General features: G+C 60.9%; 15 protein-coding genes. 12 read left to right on the plus strand and 3 right to left on the minus strand.

The annotated features are described in order from the left end of the window. Positions 1 to 51: 51 nt before the first annotated feature. Entirely contained in the window at positions 52 to 495 is a 444-nt protein-coding gene (locus AABA34_RS08375; protein WP_338302231.1) for a hypothetical protein, read from the minus strand. 75 nt (positions 496 to 570) lie between these two features. Here AABA34_RS08375 and AABA34_RS08380 point away from each other — a divergent pair, with 75 nt between their 5' ends. The 8 genes from AABA34_RS08380 (at position 571) to mobF (ending at position 13288) form a co-directional block, all read left to right on the plus strand. Next, positions 571 to 1707, plus strand: coding sequence for a TolC family protein (locus AABA34_RS08380; protein WP_338302232.1), 1137 nt, complete (start codon positions 571 to 573; stop codon positions 1705 to 1707). Next, complete coding sequence (locus tag AABA34_RS08385) at positions 1707 to 1898, plus strand: hypothetical protein (RefSeq protein ID WP_338302234.1); 192 nt, start codon at positions 1707 to 1709, stop codon at positions 1896 to 1898. Before AABA34_RS08380 ends, AABA34_RS08385 begins: the two co-directional genes overlap by 1 nt. A gap of 37 nt (positions 1899 to 1935) precedes the next feature. Next, positions 1936 to 3462: an efflux RND transporter periplasmic adaptor subunit gene (locus tag AABA34_RS08390; RefSeq protein WP_338302236.1), complete on the plus strand. Its 1527-nt coding sequence runs from the start codon at positions 1936 to 1938 to the stop codon at positions 3460 to 3462. 12 nt (positions 3463 to 3474) lie between these two features. Further along, positions 3475 to 6627: an efflux RND transporter permease subunit gene (locus AABA34_RS08395; protein WP_338302237.1), complete on the plus strand. Its 3153-nt coding sequence runs from the start codon at positions 3475 to 3477 to the stop codon at positions 6625 to 6627. A 14-nt stretch (positions 6628 to 6641) separates the two neighbouring features. Next, a complete protein-coding gene (locus tag AABA34_RS08400; protein WP_338302238.1) occupies positions 6642 to 6992 on the plus strand; it encodes a DUF3147 family protein in 351 nt (116 codons plus the stop codon). A gap of 691 nt (positions 6993 to 7683) precedes the next feature. Next, the gene (locus AABA34_RS08405) at positions 7684 to 8013 is read left to right on the plus strand and encodes a hypothetical protein (protein ID WP_338302239.1); all 330 of its coding nucleotides are present in this window, start codon (positions 7684 to 7686) and stop codon (positions 8011 to 8013) included. After that, on the plus strand, positions 8003 to 10327 hold the full coding sequence (locus AABA34_RS08410; protein WP_338302240.1) for a type IV secretion system DNA-binding domain-containing protein: 2325 nt from the start codon (positions 8003 to 8005) through the stop codon (positions 10325 to 10327). The genes AABA34_RS08405 and AABA34_RS08410 overlap by 11 nt, the downstream gene beginning before the upstream one ends. Positions 10328 to 10375: 48 nt before the next feature. Then, a complete protein-coding gene (gene mobF / locus AABA34_RS08415) occupies positions 10376 to 13288 on the plus strand; it encodes a MobF family relaxase (RefSeq protein WP_338302241.1) in 2913 nt (970 codons plus the stop codon). A gap of 205 nt (positions 13289 to 13493) precedes the next feature. On the opposite strand, the gene AABA34_RS08420 is transcribed toward mobF, so the two are convergent. Together AABA34_RS08420 and AABA34_RS08425 are read right to left on the minus strand one after the other, a co-directional pair. Next, on the minus strand, positions 13494 to 14384 hold the full coding sequence (locus tag AABA34_RS08420; RefSeq protein WP_338302242.1) for an ImmA/IrrE family metallo-endopeptidase: 891 nt from the start codon (positions 14382 to 14384) through the stop codon (positions 13494 to 13496). Next, positions 14381 to 14746 carry a helix-turn-helix domain-containing protein gene (locus AABA34_RS08425; protein WP_338302243.1) on the minus strand — a complete coding sequence of 122 codons (366 nt, stop codon included), beginning with the start codon at positions 14744 to 14746 and terminating at the stop codon, positions 14381 to 14383. The genes AABA34_RS08420 and AABA34_RS08425 overlap by 4 nt, the downstream gene beginning before the upstream one ends. 124 nt (positions 14747 to 14870) lie before the next feature. Between AABA34_RS08425 and AABA34_RS08430 the strand changes: the two genes are divergently transcribed. The 4 genes from AABA34_RS08430 to AABA34_RS08445 are packed head-to-tail and all read left to right on the plus strand — an operon-like array spanning position 14871 to position 17025. Continuing rightward, positions 14871 to 15113, plus strand: coding sequence for a DUF2188 domain-containing protein (locus AABA34_RS08430; RefSeq protein WP_338302244.1), 243 nt, complete (start codon positions 14871 to 14873; stop codon positions 15111 to 15113). Between the two features lie 19 nt (positions 15114 to 15132). Continuing rightward, the gene (locus AABA34_RS08435; protein WP_338302245.1) at positions 15133 to 15411 is read left to right on the plus strand and encodes a multiubiquitin domain-containing protein; all 279 of its coding nucleotides are present in this window, start codon (positions 15133 to 15135) and stop codon (positions 15409 to 15411) included. Beyond that, complete coding sequence (locus AABA34_RS08440; RefSeq protein ID WP_338302246.1) at positions 15386 to 16579, plus strand: ThiF family adenylyltransferase; 1194 nt, start codon at positions 15386 to 15388, stop codon at positions 16577 to 16579. Before AABA34_RS08435 ends, AABA34_RS08440 begins: the two co-directional genes overlap by 26 nt. Continuing rightward, positions 16576 to 17025, plus strand: coding sequence for a DUF6527 family protein (locus AABA34_RS08445; RefSeq protein WP_338302247.1), 450 nt, complete (start codon positions 16576 to 16578; stop codon positions 17023 to 17025). Before AABA34_RS08440 ends, AABA34_RS08445 begins: the two co-directional genes overlap by 4 nt. Positions 17026 to 17094: the final 69 nt, after the last annotated feature.

Consider the following 17094-nt stretch of genomic DNA (forward strand, 5'->3'; position numbering starts at 1 on the left):
CATAGAATCTAATAAACTTTAGTGCGTCGACTATCTCTCTTGGGTGCAATCCTATTGCCAGCTTGGGCTGCGCCCGTTATTCACGCGCTCATGTCCCGTTTGTTCCTCCTGCTGCTCATTTGCGCGCTGATCGTGCCACGGTTGGCATGGGGCGCGCATGAGGCGGGGCATGACCAGCCCGTCGCTTCGATGGTCGAGCATGTGCATCATGACGGTCATTCGCATGAAGCGATTGTGGATTCGCATGATGAGCATTTTGCGCAGGATGGCGACAACGATGGCGGTCTTGTTCATGACCATCTGCCAGCCGATGTGCTTTCCGCAATGGCCGAACTGGATGCCGGTCACGTCGCCGATGGAGCGTTGCTCCTTGCCTCGCGGCATCTGATCGACAGGCATCGCATCGGCAATCCGTCCGCTGCACCCGATTCCCTTTTGAGACCTCCGCGCGCGGCCTGACACTTTGCCGGGCGTGCGCCCGGCTGTCAGTCTCATGCGGAGGATTCCATGCCCACAGTCGGGATGCGCATTGCATCCATCACATCACTTATAACCCTGAGCCTTGCGGCAATGCCCGCGACTGCCCAGGACATCATCGACGAGAATGCCGCCATCGAGCGTGCGCTTGCTCGCGAAGGGATTGCCGCGCGCGACGAAGCCGATCGTGCGGGTGCAGCTGCCGAGATCGATATGATCGGTCCGCTGGAAAATCCCGATGTCGAAGCCTCCTACGAAGGTGGCGGGGGCGAGACCGAATGGCAGCTCCGGCTGGTCCAGCCAATCGACTTGAACGGACGGCGCGGTGCGCTTCGCGATGCGGCGCGCGCTGAGGCGTTGGCAGTCGATGCGGACATCGATCGCAGGCGGCAGTTGCTGGTTTCCGACGTGCGCATAGCGTTTGTCGAATGTGCCGCCGCGACAGCGGAACTGGACATCTGGCAACGCTACACTGCTGAGTTGACCGAGGCCGAGCGCGTTTCATCGGTCCGCGCAGAGGCTGGCGATACGGCGGTCTACGATGTGCGCCGCGTACGGGTCGAGCAGCGATCTGCACAGGCGCAATTGGCTCGCGCCAATGGCGAGCAAGTGGCGGGATGCGCGGCTCTCACGTCTCTTACAGGGATCGAGGAGCCGCAAGTCGAGCTATCGGCGATCACGCAAGTGGATGTCGCGCCAGCACCTAACGAACGCCCCGATATCCTTGCGCAGAAACAGCGCGTTCTTGCAGCCTCTCAAAGAGTCTCGGCGGCTCGGCGTGCACGATTACCGCAGCTCGCGGTCGGCGCAGGCGTCCGGCGCGTCGATGACGGAACCGATACCGCCTATGGCCCGGCTCTCTCGCTTGGGGTCAGTCTGCCGATCTGGAACGGCAGCGGCGCTGCGGTTCGCCGCGAACAAGCACTGCTGGCGGCGCGGGAGAACGAACTTCTGATCGCCCGCCGTCAGGCGGAAGCCGAAGTACAAGCCGCCTCGGCTCGGCGCTCCGCTACACGCGAAGCCGCTGTTACGGCGGCGGGTGCTCGCGATGATGCCGGTCGACTCGGCACCATCGCAGAGACCGCCTACCAGGCAGGAGAAATCGGCGTCGTGGAACTCCTCGACGCCTATGAAGCCGCGCGCGATGCCGATCTGTCGGTCATTGCGCTCGCACTCGAAGCGGCCCTTGCGGCCATTGAATACGACCTAACCACAGGAAGGACATACTGATGAATAAGACACTGATTGCGCTCGCCATTCCGGCGAGCTTCGCGCTTGTCGCTTGCGGCGAAACCGCAACGGACAAGGCGGCGGAAACTGAAACGGCAGTAATGGACGACGACAATGACGCCGCCGTGCCCGAGGCCGCTCCGGTCGCCGAGGAAGAGCCGCACGACGAGTCCGTGCCGCACGATCACTGATCCTCTGCAAACTGAATGACAGATTGAGAAAATGAAAATGACCCGATCCCGCCTTCTTGTGGCATTTGCCGCAACCATGCTGACACTGTCGCTGCCCGCCTGCGGTGTGCTCTCTTCATCCGACGAGGAAGCGCACGGTCATGGCGGGGGCGGGATCGTGGTCACCGATTTTACCGAGGCGATCGAACTTTTCGTCGAATTTCGTCCGCTGGTGACGGGTAAGAACCGGCGCTTCGACGCGCACCTGACCTGGCTCGATACTTACAAGCCGGTCACCGAAGGCACGCTGACAGCAGAACTCGCTTGGCCCGATGGCAGTACGGACACTGCCGAGGCCGGGCTGAGCGATGTCGAGGGCATCTTCCGCCCGCTGCTGACCGCTTCGAAAAGCGGCAAGCCTAGATTGCGGCTTGTCCTGAACACCTCGCGCGGGGTCTTCGCGCATGATCTCGGCGAAGTGACTGTCTGGGCCACCAGCGAAGAAGGCGCGGAGGCAGCGCCGGAAGAGGTGGAGATCGACGGCGCTATCGCCTTCACCAAGGAGGTGCAATGGCGCATTCCGTTCATGACTGAGGCGGCGGCCATGACTGAGCTTGCCGATGTCATTCCCGTCACTGTCGATGTTCAAATGCAGCCACAAGCCGAGGCGATTGTATCAGCTCCGGTGGATGGTATCGTGCGTGCGGCACGGATTTACTCGTCGGGCAGTTATGTCCGGCGCGGCCAGACCCTCGCCTCCATTTCTTCGACCTTGGGCGGCGGCGAGGATATCGCCACGCTCGACCTTGCCATTCGCGAAGCCGGGATTGCGCGCGACGCTGCCACCCGTGAAGTTGCTCGCATGCAAAGCCTTGTCGAAGCCGAGGCCGTTCCCGCGCGTCGGCTCGATGAGGCGCGCACATCGCTCCGATACGCCGAGGCACAGCTTCGCTCGGCCCGCCAACGCCATTCTGCGGTAGCGGGTGGTGGAGCAGGCGTTCCTGTAGCGGCTCCAATCTCCGGCGAAGTGCTCGAAAGCTCGCTCGTACAGGGCAAAGGCGTGCAAGGTGGCGAGCAGTTGATGCGGATCGGCAATCCCGCTGCCCTGTGGCTGGTGGCGCGCGTGCCGGAAGGAATGGCGGCGCAGGTCGGCAATCCGCGTGGGATCGACCTTCTTCTGCCCGACCAGACCATCTCGCTCGGACGCGGCGATGTCGCGATTGTCCAGCGCGGCGCGGCCATCGATCCGCAAACTCGCACGTTGCCGGTCATCTTCGCATGGAACAGCCGCGCTGTGCGACCGGGACAGAGGCTGCAAGGACAGCTGCGGACCGGGGATGCCACACCGCGCCTGACCATACCGGCAAGCGCCATCCTCAACGAAGGAGGGCAGGACGTTGTCTATGTCCAGATAGGCGGTGAGACGTTCCAGCGCCGCCCGGTGACGGTGCTTTCGCGTAGCGGCGATCGGGTCGCGGCCGAGGGACAATTGAAGTCGGGTGAACGCGTAGTGTCTCGCGGCGCGTCGGCAGTGCGTGCCGCTGCTTCCACGCCGGACGCCTTCGGTCACGGCCACGCGCATTAGGAGACGCCCGGAATGCTTGAACGTCTCGTCCGCTGGAGCCTCGAAAACCGCGTGGTGGTCTATGCCATCGCGATCCTTCTGACCGCCTTTGGTGCTTGGACCGCGTCCCGCACGCCGGTCGATGTGCTACCAGACCTCACCGCGCCGACCGTTACTGTGGTGGTCGATGCGGGCGGCTACACGCCGACCGAAGTCGAGCAGCGCATCACGATCCCGCTCGAAACCGCGCTCAACGGCGCGCCGGGCCTGCGCCGCATCCGCTCGAACAGCGCCACCGGCCTGTCGGTCGTCATCATGGAATACGACTGGTCAACCGATCCAGAACAGGCGCGTCGCATCACGAACGAGCGCATGCAAACTGCAACGGACGAGTTGCCCGATGATATTCCGCCGCCTCACATGACCCCGGCGAGTTCGGTTATGGGCGAGATCATGTTCGTGGCTATGCGGTCCGACACCGCTAGTTCGATGGACCTCAAGTCCACCGCCGACTGGATCGTCCGGCGACGCATCATGTCGATCCCCGGCATCGCCGAGGTCATGACAATCGGCGGCGACGAAAGACAGGTGCAACTGCTGGTCGATCCGGCGCGTCTTTCCGCGCGCGGTATCGGCATGAACGAGGTTGTCGAGGCGATGGAGCGCGCCAGCACGAATGAAAGCGCGGGTGTGGTCGTTGAGAATGGGCAGGAGTTACTGATCGAAGGTGTCGGACGCGCCGATGCCGCCGAGGATTTCGGCAACGTCGTTGTCGGCGAGGCTGGCGGACTGCCGGTGCTCGCGCGCGAGATTGGCGAGGTGCGGATTGGCGAAGGATTGAAGCGCGGAACCGGTGCTTTCAACGGCGATCCCGCCGTTATCCTTGCAATCCAGAAACAGCCGGGCGCGAATACGCTCGATCTGACCGAGCGGCTCGACGAGACGTTCGCCGATCTCCAACGCTCCCTGCCGGAAAGTATGGTGCTGGAGACGCAGGTCTTCCGCCAGGCCGATTTCATCCAGCGCTCGGTGGACAACGTCACCACCGCGCTGATCGAGGGTCTGATCCTCGTCGCGATCATCGTGTTCATCTTCCTTGTAAGTTGGCGCGCTACGGCTGTGGCTTTGGCGGCCATTCCGGTTTCGGTCGTCTCTGCAATCATCGTCATCAATTCGGGCGGAGGGACGATCAACACCATGACGTTGGGAGGTCTCGCAATCGCGCTGGGAATGCTCGTCGATGACGCAATCATCGTCGTCGAGAACGTGGTCAGGCGATTGCGCCTTGAGCGCGAGAAGCCAGCCGGTGAACAGCAGAGCGACATCAAGGTCGTGGCCGCCGCAACCAGCGAAGTGCAGGGCGCGATCATCTTCGCGACGCTCATTATCCTGCTCGTCTTCCTGCCGATCTTTGGCCTTACCGGCATCGAAGGGCGCCTGCTCCAGCCGCTCGCGCTTGCCTATGGCGTTTCACTGCTGGCCAGTCTTGCCGTGGCGCTGACGCTAACGCCTGCGCTTTCCTACGACCTCCTCAGCCGCAAGCCTGAAGATGTCGGCAACGAGCCGAACTGGGTGGTTCGTATGAAGAGCTGGTATGCTGGAGTGCTGAGCCGCTGGCTGGATCGCTGGAAATCACTCGCCTTGGCATCTCTGGCGATGGTCGTAGCCGCATCGATGGGCATCGCTCTTGCCGGACAGTCCTTCCTGCCGGAGTTCAACGAAGGCTCACTGACGGTCAATGTCACAACCCTGCCAGGCACCAGCCTCGAAGACAGCGACCGCGCCGCAAGCGAGGTCGAAGCAGCGCTGCTCTCGCAGCCGGAAGTCAAAACGACCGCTCGGCGCACGGGCCGCGCGCCGGGTGACCCGCACGCGCAGGAAGTCTTCGCGTCTGAGATCGAGGCTACACTCAATGATGAAGGCCGTGATCGCGACGAACTGCTTACCGCCTTGCGCGGCGCGGTGGGGACGGTGCCAGGTGTGCAGGCTATTTTCGGCCAGCCTATCGGTCACCGCGTCGATCACATCCTGTCGGGTGCGCGTGCGAACATCGCGATCAAGGTGTTTGCGCCCGATACTGACACTCTCCAGCGCATTTCCTCGCAGGTCGAGAGCGCGGTTACCGCCGTTCCCGGTGCGGTCGATGTGCAGAAGGATACGCAGAGCATGGTGCCCTATGTCCGTGTGCGCTTGCGCCGTGCGGACCTCGCCAATTACGGCCTAGCGGTCGAGGACGTGACCGGAGCGATACAGGCGGCGATTGTCGGTGCGGAGGTCGGTCAATTGATCGAGCGGCCCGTCATCACCGATGTTGTCGTCCGTTACGATCCGGCGCAATACAACGAAGCGGGCGCGATGGAGAACATGCTCATCGCCGCGCCGGATGGCCAGCTCCTGCCGCTCGCCGCGATTGCCGATGTGGTCCGCGATCAGGGTCCGAATGCGATCACCCGCGAGAGTGTGGAGCGAATGCAACTGGTCATGGCGAATGTGTCTGGCCGGGACCTCGGTGCGGTTGTTGCCGATGTCGAGACTGTGCTGGATACAATCGAACTACCGCAGGGCGCGCATATAGAGCTAGGTGGCCAGTTCGAAAGTGCCGCCAGCGCCACTCGGACCCTCCTTGCGCTCGGTCTGATCGTGCTGGTGGGAATGTTCTTGCTGCTGCGGCAGGCATTCCGTTCGTCCAACGATGCCGCGCTGGTGATGATCAACCTGCCGCTGGCGCTGGTCGGCGGCGTGGTCGGCCTCTGGCTAACCGGGGGCGTGTTGTCGGTCGCGACGATTGTGGGATTCATCACCCTGTTTGGCATCGCCACTCGCAACGGTGTGATGATGGTCACGCACATCAAGCACCTTCAAGCTGTGGAAGGCGTGACCGATCTTGCAGAAGCCGTGCGGCGCGGTGCCGAGGAAAGGCTGGTGCCGATTCTGATGACCGCGATCTCAGCAGGGCTTGCGCTGGTGCCGTTGGCTATCGCAATGGGCCAGCCGGGAAGCGAAATTCAGGCTCCGATGGCCATCGTAATCCTATGCGGCCTGACCAGCTCCACGGTGCTCAACATGCTTGTGCTGCCCGCGATATATCTGAAGGTGACGCGGGATGGGTGGGGCGTTTCCATGCCGAAGTTGGCTCTGCCGCACCGCAAGCGCGACGACATCGAACTCGAAGATGCCATCGCCTGACAGGAGAATAATCGATGGGATACCTGCTGCTAAAAGCTGCCCTGTCGGGCATCATTATCGCCATTGTCAGCGAAGTCGCGCGTCGAGCACCGGGCCTCGGCGCGTTGATCGCCTCGCTGCCACTCATCTCGGTGCTAGGTATGATCTGGCTGTGGCGAGATACCGAAGACACCGCACGCATGGCCGAGCACGCCTTCGCTACGTTCTGGTTCGTGCTGCCGAGCCTGCCGATGTTCCTCGTTATCCCGCTGTTGCTCAATCGCGGCATGGCATTCTGGCCTGCGCTCGCCATCGGATGCACGATGACGGTGCTTCTTTATCTCGCGATGGTGTGGGTGTTGGGGCAATTTGGCGTGCGACTGTAGCCGACTTTATTTGTGCTCGAACCTCATCTTGATTTACCCCTTCCATGATGGGCTGGAGCCTATCAAAATCGAAGCTGATTATGTCATCGCAACAGCAATGACCGACCGATAGTGACTTCGATCAACATCGCTACTGACCAGCGAAATGTGCAACAAAGATTGCGAAAGCAAATTCTTTTTCAACCCCATATTGCAAGCTGGAGCGGGTGGAGGAATCGTCTAGAGAGCCGCGGCATTGATGATGGCTATTTGGTCCCCATTTCGGAACATAAAGTGAAATTCATGGTCGATTAGAGGTACAAAAATTTGACAGAATTCTGCGCTCGGTTGTCGCGCTACGCTGCTTACTCCAGTTGAAATTACACAATTTTTCGCAGGATTCTTTCGAGTAAATTTTCTGGTCACTGACGCGCAATTGAGAATGGGCTTGACCCAGCACACCGTACGCAGCGGGTGCTGCAATGGAAGGCGCGGAATTGCTTCGCGAATTCACGAAATTTCGCCGATATCATCTTCTGTGCCGGATGCGGTCCACTTGCGCTCTCGTCCGTGCCGAGTCGGCACAGATCCGTTTAATCTGCTGAAAAGCGACGTGAATTTTCCGTTTTCCTACACCCCCTGCTGCGGCCTAGAGTGGCACTTGCCTTTCGAAGGGTGAGCCAGGTTCTTTGAACACAAGGAACTTGGAAAAATGCAAAGACACCACCGGTTCGTGACCTATGTCACGCCCCTGATCGCCGAATGGATCAGGAAACAAGCCGACGAGCGCAGGGTCAGCGCGAGTATCGTTGTTTGCGATTGCATCTTCGATGCCTGGCAGCGCGCGACCGAAGCTGACCTGAGGACTCCAGCGACCGATCCGGTGCGCCAGAACATCTTCATTACGGTCGCATTGGATGCGCTGCTTACGCATCATCCCGACACTAACTTGCGTGATAAAACCGTCGCTGCCTACCAGCGCCGGCTGGAGCGGCTCGGTATCGTTGCACCCCGACCCATGGGAGGCGACGATGAAGCATAATCTCGTCAACTTCACCCGCGGCAGCCAGCTCCTCGGGCATTTCGGCTTCATGTTTGCCGCGGGCCTCAAGGGGCCCTTGGTCGTGACCCTGCTGGTCGTTCTCGGGCTGGTCTACTGGGAGGTGAGCGGTGCGCTAGACGACTACCAGGTCTACCTCCTGTGGATGCATGCCTATGCCTCTGGCTATGCCTTCATGGAGTTCGATCCGGACAAGCTTGTGAACCTCAAGCTTGCCGACGGGAGCCTCGTTGCTTTTCCTATTTCCGTCGTGACCGATTACCCGCCGATGCGCGAAGCGGTCGCGCTTTTCCAGAGTGCGGTGATCAGCGCCTTGTGGCTTGCAGGGTTCATTCTTGCGCCGCTCTTCGCGCTGTTCTGGTGGGTTGCCGAACGCTTCGGCGAGAAGTCGAAACAGAAGAAGCATGTACGCGGGGCGGAGCTTACTACCTTGCGCGAACTTGGCCGGGAGATCGCCGCGCACAACCGCGATGCCCGTGCCCGCGAGTATGGCGATGCGCTGGGCTGGCGCTGGCGTCTGGCCGGGTCGACTTCGCTGCGGAATGCGGGCTTCTATTCTCCCGCGCATCTGGCCGGGGTCAGCTGGCCCTGGCGTCTCGAGCAGAGTCACGCGATGCTTGTTGGCACAACCGGGACAGGCAAGACCGTTGTCCTAACCGAGCTTACCAGGGAGATCCGTGAACGGGGCGAACGTGCGGTCATTTTCGATCTTACCGGGGCCTTTGTCGAAACCTTCTACGATCCCAAACGCGACATCATTCTAAACCCGCTCGACGCGCGTTGCCTCGCCTGGAGCGTGTTCAACGATTGCTCCACGCGTGCCGAATTCCATGCCGCGGCGGAGTCCCTCGTCCCGCACGATGGTGGCGGCGCCGAACAGTTCTGGGTGCTCGCCGCGCGCACGCTGTTCGTCGAGACCTGTCTCAAGCTCGCCGAAGCAGGGCGGGGCACCAACGCCGCGCTCGCCCACGAACTCATGAACGCTGATCTCTCCGATCTGCACCGTCTCGTCGAAGATACCATGGCCGGTCCCATCAGCACGCCGAGCGCGGCGCGCATGGCGGAATCGGTCCGGGCAGTGTTCAATGTCAATGCCAAGGCGCTCCAGATGCTGCCCGAAGACGGGAAGCCCTTTTCGGTCCGCGAGTGGATCAACGGGGCAGGAGGACCGGGCTCGATCCTGTTCCTGTCTGCCCGCTACATCGACATGAGCGTGCTCTCGCAGTTGCTCACGCTGTGGCTCGATACCGCGATCAATACGCTGATGGCGGGCCAGCGCTCGCGGGACATCAGGCTCTGGTTCCTGATCGACGAACTGGGCGCCCTGCATCGTCTCCCTTCGCTCGAGAAGGGCCTCCAGACCGCGCGCAATTTCGGGGGCGCGATCGTCACCGGGATTCATGCCTTTGCCAAGCTCAAGGATGTCTACGGTGAGAACATGGCAATGACCCTCTCCTCGCTTGCCCGCACCAAGCTGATCCTTGGCACAGCAGATCGCGAGACCGCCACCTGGTGTTCCGATATCATCGGCCACCGCGAGGTTCGCGAGATGGAGGAAGGTTACAGCTACGGCTACAACAATGCGCGTGACGCGGTCAGCCTGACGCCCCGGCGCCAGGTCGTTCCGTTGCTGCTTCCTGACGAGCTGATGAAGCTCAAGAACCTACATGGTTTCATCAAGTTTCCCGAAGGATTTCCTGCGGCACCCGTGGTCCTCGAACCGCGCAACTGGCCTCGGGTGGCCGAAGGCTTCATTCCCCGGGATATGCCTAAGCTACCACCACAGGCCCGCCACGGTGATGACAAAGAAGGAGCAGGTGGCGGTGCCGGAGCAGCATCTGAAACGGGCGGCAATGATGGTGATCCTCGACGGTTGAGGGTCGCGCACGATCGCTCCGACACCGCTGAAAAGAAAGCCGACAAGGAAGACAAAAAGGAACTGCGCCGGACCCGTCGCAGCAACAAGGGCGATCTGGCTCGACCGGGCCAGACAAGGAAGCGTCGCGATCCGAATGCGCAAGAGGAAAGGGCGACATCGGACCCTCAGCGGCCGGCTCAATCCGAACTTCCTCTGTCTTCGAAAGCTGAGGAGCAACGGGATGGACCTTCCGCCAGGTCCGATATTCCCGATCCCGCAGCGCATCAGCGGGCGCAGGTCGCGCGCGGCAAGGCCGACCAGAGACTCCAGGAAGAGCAGCAGAAGTCGCTTCTTGGCGGTGCAGCGAAGCAGGGTCGCGATGCCGATCAGGGGCAGGACCATGGTCACGATTACGGGGACTTCGATCCGGATATGTGACGCTCAACCGGGGAGGGGACGAGGGCCAAGAGAAAGTGATCCCAGCCCATGCTTTCCGTCGCCAATGTCCGCTCGCCTTCGGCCGCGGCGAGCTACTTCGCCTCGGACAATTACTACGCCAGCGCCGATGCCGATCGCTCGGGTCAGTGGATCGGAGATGGCGCCAAACGCCTTGGTCTTGAGGGCAAGGTCGAGGCCAGGGCGTTCGACGCGCTGCTGCGCGGTGAGCTGCCCGATAGTAGCAGCGTCGGCAACCCCGGCCAGGCGCACCGACCGGGCACCGATCTCGCCTTTTCGGTCCCCAAGAGCTGGTCGCTGCTGGCACTCGTCGGGAAGGACGAACGGATTATTGCCGCCTACCGCGAAGCTGTCGTCGAGGCGTTGCACTGGGCCGAGAAGAACGCGGCCGAGACGCGGATCGTCGAGAAGGGCAAGGTGGTGACGCAGACGACCGGCAATCTCGCCATCGGCCTGTTCCAGCACGACACCAACCGCAACCAGGAACCCAATCTTCATTTCCACGCGGTGATCGCCAACGTCACGCAAGGGAGGGACGGCAAGTGGCGAACGCTCAAGAACGATCGGCTCTGGCAGCTCAATACCACGCTCAATTCGATCGCTATGGCGCGCTTTCGGGTCGCGGTCGAGAAGCTCGGCTACGAGCCGGGTCCGGTGCTCAAGCACGGCAATTTCGAGGCGCGCGGGCTTTCGCGCGAGCAGGTGATGGCGTTCTCGACCCGCCGCAAGGAAGTGCTCGAGGCGCGGCGCGGTCCGGGTCTCGAAGCCGGCCGCATCGCTGCGCTCGATACTCGCGCGAGCAAGGAAGGGATTGAAGACCGAGCGACCCTGAGTAAGCAATGGAGCGAGGCTGCGCAATCAATCGGGCTTGACCTCATGCCACTGGTCGATCGAGCGCGGACCAGGGCCTTTGGACAGAGCATGGAAGCCACGCGGATCGGTTCGCTGGTCGAGCGCGGGCGGGCGTGGCTCAGCCGCTTTGCCGCGCATGTCAGGGGCGATCCCGCCGATCCCCTGATACCGGCGTCGGTTTTGAAGCAGGACCGCCAGACCATCGCTGCAGCGCAGGCTGTTGCATCGGCAGTGCGTCATCTCTCGCAGCGCGAGGCGGCCTTCGAGCGGACAGCGCTCTACAAGGCCGCGCTCGATTTCGGGCTGCCGACCACGATTGCCGATGTCGAGAAGCGGACCCGGGCTTTGGTGCGTTCGGGTGACCTGATGGCGGGCAAGGGCGAGCACAAGGGCTGGCTTGCATCGCGCGAAGCTGTCGTGACCGAACAATGGATCCTGTCCGAAGTTGCTGCCGGGAAGGGCGACAGCTCGCCGGTGATCGACCCGCGGAAGGCCGCCGCATCTGTCCAGGCGGCTGCGCTCACGGGGCAGGGGTTCCGGCTCAACGAGGGGCAATTGGCGGCGGCGCAGCTGATCCTCACGTCAAAGGATCGCACGGTCGCTGTCCAGGGCATCGCGGGGGCCGGCAAGAGCAGTGTGTTGAAACCCGTCGCCGCGGTGCTGCGCGACCAGGGCTACCCGGTCATCGGCCTCGCGATCCAGAACACGCTCGTCCAGATGCTTGAGCGCGACACTGGGATTGGCTCGCAGACGCTGGCGCGGTTTCTCGGCGGTTGGAAAAAGCTGCTCGACGATCCGGGCAATGTCGCATTGCGCGCCGAGGCGCAGGCGAGCCTCAAGGCTCATGTGCTGGTGTTAGACGAGGCATCGATGGTCTCGAACGAAGACAAGGAGAAGCTCGTTCGCCTCGCGAATCTGGCTGGCGTCCATCGCCTTGTCCTTATGGGGGATCGCAAGCAGCTGGGGGCGGTCGATGCGGGCAAACCGTTCGCGCTGCTTCAGCGGACAGGCATCGCGCGGGCAGAGATGGCCACCAACCTACGCGCCCGTGACCCGGTCGTGCGCGAAGCGCAGGCGGCCGCCCAGGCAGGCGACGTGTGTAAGGCACTTCGCCATCTGAAGCCGCATACCGTCGAGGCACAGGGCGATGGCGCGCTGATCGCCGCTGAAGCCTGGCTCGCTCTCGACACGGAAACCCGCGCCCGAACGTCGATCTACGCCTCGGGACGGGCAATTCGCTCTGCGGCCAATACGGCAGTCCAGCAGGGCCTTCTCGCCAATCGCGAGATCGGTCCGGGAAGGATGAAGCTGGATGTCCTTGACCGCGTGAACACCACCCGGGAAGAACTTCGCCATCTCCCGGTCTATCGGGCGGGACGCGTGCTAGAGGTCTCCAGAAAGCAGCAGGCCCTCGGCCTTTCCGTTGGTGAGTACCGCATTCTCGGGCAGGACCGGAAAGGGAAGCTGGTTGAAGTCGAGGACAAGCGTGGCAAGCGATTCCGATTCGATCCGGCGCGGATCAAAACGGGGAAGGGTGGCGACAATCTCACCCTGCTCGAGCCTCGCAAGCTCGAAATCCACGAAGGCGACAGGATCCGCTGGACCCGCAATGATCACCGGCGCGGCCTGTTCAACGCCGACCAGGCGAGGGTCGTCGCATTTGGAGGCGGCAAAGTCACCTTCGAAACCTCCAAGAGTGGGCAGGTCGAGCTCAAGAAGGACGACCCGATGCTCAAGCGGATCGACCTCGCTTATGCGCTCAACGCGCACATGGCGCAGGGCCTGACATCGGATCGCGGTATCGCAGTCATGGACAGCCGCGAGCGCAACCTGTCCAACCAGAAGACGTTCCTGGTGACAGTCACGAGGCTCCGAGATCACCTGACGCTGGTGGTCGACAACTCGGACAAGCTTGGAGCGGCCGTTGCCCGAAACAAGGGCGAGAAGGCATCGGCCATCGAGGTCACGGCACGGCTCAAGTCGACCAACGAAAAGGGCAAAGACGCCATTCAGCCGAAGCCGGAGGAGGCTAGCAAAGCCGACTTGGAGCTGACCCGGAGCAAGAGCAAGACGCTGGATTTCGGAATCTGAATGGCAGGTTTGCGTCCCACTTTGGCCATGACCGTCCTCGCCGACCACCCCCCAAAAAGCAGCCCTTCGCGGATCCGCTATATCACCGTCATATGGATTCCGAGACCGTAGGACAGGTGTGTCAAAGGAATGTCTGCCGTGTAGATACCGCCCTTACTTACGCGCGTATCGAAATGTGGATCCAAAGCCTAGATTCTCAAAGCCGTTAGCGCCGAAAACGAGGCGTCCAGGATTCCTCCAGAGCTTGGTCCTCTTCGTCGTCATCTTCATACTCAATCTCATCAGGCGGCTGCATTCCAGTGAGAACTGTGAGGCTCTTCCCATAGCTTCCAAGCCCCACAACCTCTTCAAAAACTTCTTGTCGGTACGGGCCTCCAAACCAATCTTGGAGAGCTCCGTCTCCTTCGCTCCTTCTGCTATGACTGATGTTAGTGGCCTCCAGGTTGAACTCACGAGTGGCGCTGTTGGAGGGCAAGGGCGTGTCTTTGCGTATCCAGTCTAACCCGGCGAAATCGCGGAGTGAGCTGGACATGAAGGCATATTCGATTGTCGCGCCCTGGCTACGTATAACTGCCGCAGGGTCAGGGCACAGTTGCGCGTAGCGAATGGCTGCAGCTTCGAGCGACGTGTCGCATTCGTTGGCGATGCTCTCTACCGCCTTGAGCCCATCGCCTGCTTTCTTCAAGATAGAACTTACGAGCCGCGTGGGCATCAGCAATGCTGCTGCAAAGTGATCCGCCTCAAGCTCGTAACGGCTAGAGCTTCGGAAACCGGCTGCGGAGACGTGCTGGCCCTGTTCATTCAGAACGGCTTCTACGTGACCAGGCAGACGGTAGTGGCCGATTTCGTGCGCGACCGAGAAGTTTTTGAAACCCTCGCTGTCGATGTGAGTAGGGAAGCATATTCCAAACTGTCCGGCTACGTGGATCAGCATGCCCGATGCTCCGCCCATCCGCGACGGCATGGCCTGTAAAGCGATCCCTAGTCGTTCGGCGATCACGAAGGGGTCAACCGGAAGGGAATCAATCCCAAGTTCCTGGAGAAGCTTGTCGGCCTCCCATTTGACTTTGAGGAGAGGATCGGACCGGCGAGTCACTGCTCGCCGACGTCTTTCTTCTTCTGCGCTTTCTGGGCCAGCATCTGAATAAAGTCGTCTGCCATTTCTTGATACTCAGTCGAAAGACCGGAATAATGCCGGTGTAAGCGGTCGGCGCTGGCAGCCGTCGCCTCCATTTCTGCCGCACGGCCGAGCAGGTAGTCCGTGGTAACCTTGAGTGCGTCCGCGAGTCTCTTGAGGTTATCGAAGGAGGGCTTCCTCGTTCCCGTTTCAAAGTGCGAAACGGCCGAAGCCTGCAGACGCGCGCGCTGCGCTAACTCTCCCTGACTCAATTCTCGAGCCTCGCGCGCCGTTCGCAATCGCTCTTGGAAAACTTCAGACGGTGCCGTTGACTCTGGCATTACGAATCCGTATAATATGAATTGACGCTATCGCCATATCGGCGCGGCGTGTTTTTTTGCCCCGCCCAATGACGAGTTCGTCATAGTTCGGATTACAACATTAGACAACCGAGGATTTTTCAAGATGAAGAGAGGGCCCGACAGCCACCATGTAGTTCCCAACCCTTCCGGCGGCTGGGATGTGAAGCGAGGCGGTGCAAGCCGCGCAAGCGGTCATTATGACACCAAGCAAGAAGCAGTCGACGTGGGTCGGCAGATCAGCCGTAACCAAGGCACCGAGCTTCGAATCCACAACAAGGATGGAAAGATCGCCCGCAGTGACAGCCACGGCAATGATCCGAATCCACCGCGCGACAAGAACACCTGATCTGGAAAGGACAACGAAAATGACGAACGAACACGCAGCCGAGAAGGGCGGGAAGCCTGATCCGAAGACCGTAACCATCATCGTCAACGGCACTGAATACGAAGTGGTGAAGGGTAAGATCACCTACGAGGAGCTACTCGCGCTGATCGAAGCACCGGAGCTGCCCGAGAACCAGCGCTATCAGGTCATGTATAGCAAGGGCAACGGCCCGAAACCGACCGGCACTCTTATGGAGGGCGAGTCCGTCGAAGTGAAAAAGGAAATGGAATTCGATGTCACACCGGCTAATCGGTCGTAGCCCCGATCTGCTCGCGATGCGGAATGACGGGTACAACCTCGAAATCCGCAACGGCTATCTGCTGGTGAAGGATGTTCCCTACGTGACGGATTCGGCGGTCGTGCGCGAGGACGGCGTGCTGATCGCCAAGCTTGATACCCATGTGGTCGATGGTTTTGAGCAGACGCGAAAGCCTGACAGTCACGTCGCCTACTGGACCGGTGAACATCCTTGTCATGCGGACGGACGGAAAATCCAAAGCTTCGAAAATCCGAGCGCGGCACAGGATTTCGGTGGGGGCGTCAAAGCGGATTTCACGTTCTCGGCCCGCAACAGCTACCGCGACTACGAGCATAAAATGCTCGGTTATCTCGGCTGGATCGTCGGTGAAGCGAGGAAGCTGCGCCCAGGGATCACTGCGCAGACTCACCCGATCTACGCGACCGATGAAGAGGACGATGACATCTTCCACTACATCGACACGGCTTCGAGTCGGGTTCACATCGGGGCCGACAACGAAAAGTTGGAGAATCAGCGCGTCGCCATCATCGGCGTCGGAGGAACGGGGTCATACATCCTGGATTTGATCGCAAAAACACGTGTCGCGGAGATCCGTCTGTTCGACGGCGACAGTTTTGACACGCATAACGCTTTCCGCGCTCCCGGAGCATGGTCGCTTGCGGAGCTGGAAACCAAGAAGTCCAAGGTCGAAAATCTCTTCGACATTTATTCGAAACTACGCCGCAAAGGACTCATGAAGCACGATGTGCCCTTGACGGACGAGAACCTACACTTGCTCGAAGGGATCACCTTCGCGTTCATCTGCATGGACAAAGGCAAGGCAAAGCGTGCGATCATCGATTGGCTGATCGCCCACGGCATCGCCTTTATCGAAGTCGGTCTTGGCATCATTCGCGCTCCGGCTGGTCTTCAGGGCGTCGTGCGCGTCGTCAGTAGCACGCCTGAAAAGCGCGATCACATCGATTCCCGAATTTCTTTCGGCGAAGATGACGAGGCCGAGAACGAGTATTCTACCAACATCCAGATCGCTGAACTCAATTCTCTCAACGCGGCGCTCGCTGTCATTCGCTGGAAGCGGTTGATCGGATTTTATCGTGATGCTGGGCGAGAGCATGCGACGACGTACCAGATCGCGACTGGGGAGCTTTCAAACGAGGACCACGCGTGACGAGACGGGAAAGGCTTGCACATACATACGTCGAATTCATCCCGAAGGAGATCGACGATGGCGTTCTCTATATTTCGCGGCGCTTCAACACCGCCACGCATCTCTGCTGCTGCGGATGCGGATTCAAGGTCGTGACCCCTTTAAATCCGGCGAAATGGAGTCTTGTCGATCACGGGGATACCGTTTCGCTCGCACCGTCGATCGGCCTCGGCGCATTGCCCTGTCATTCCCACTACTGGATCAGGCAGGGTCGTGTTGACTGGTACGCGGACATGACGGAAGCGCAGACGCTCCGCGCGCGGCGTCGCGACGAATACGCGAGCCGCGTCCTGACGGGCGAAATCAAGCCTCCGCCGCCACGGCCTCTGCCTTCGCCCGCGAAGCCACATCGCGAGGAAGGCTTTTGGGCCACTCTCAAAGCATGGTGGGGTTCACTCTGGCGCTAAGGTGATCGCCTATGGAAGGTCATACGCATCGAGGAAAATGGTCATCGGCCGGCGTTCCCCACCGGGGCT

Source organism: Erythrobacter sp. Dej080120_24 (assembly GCF_036322605.1).
Lineage (GTDB): Bacteria > Pseudomonadota > Alphaproteobacteria > Sphingomonadales > Sphingomonadaceae > Erythrobacter > Erythrobacter aurantius.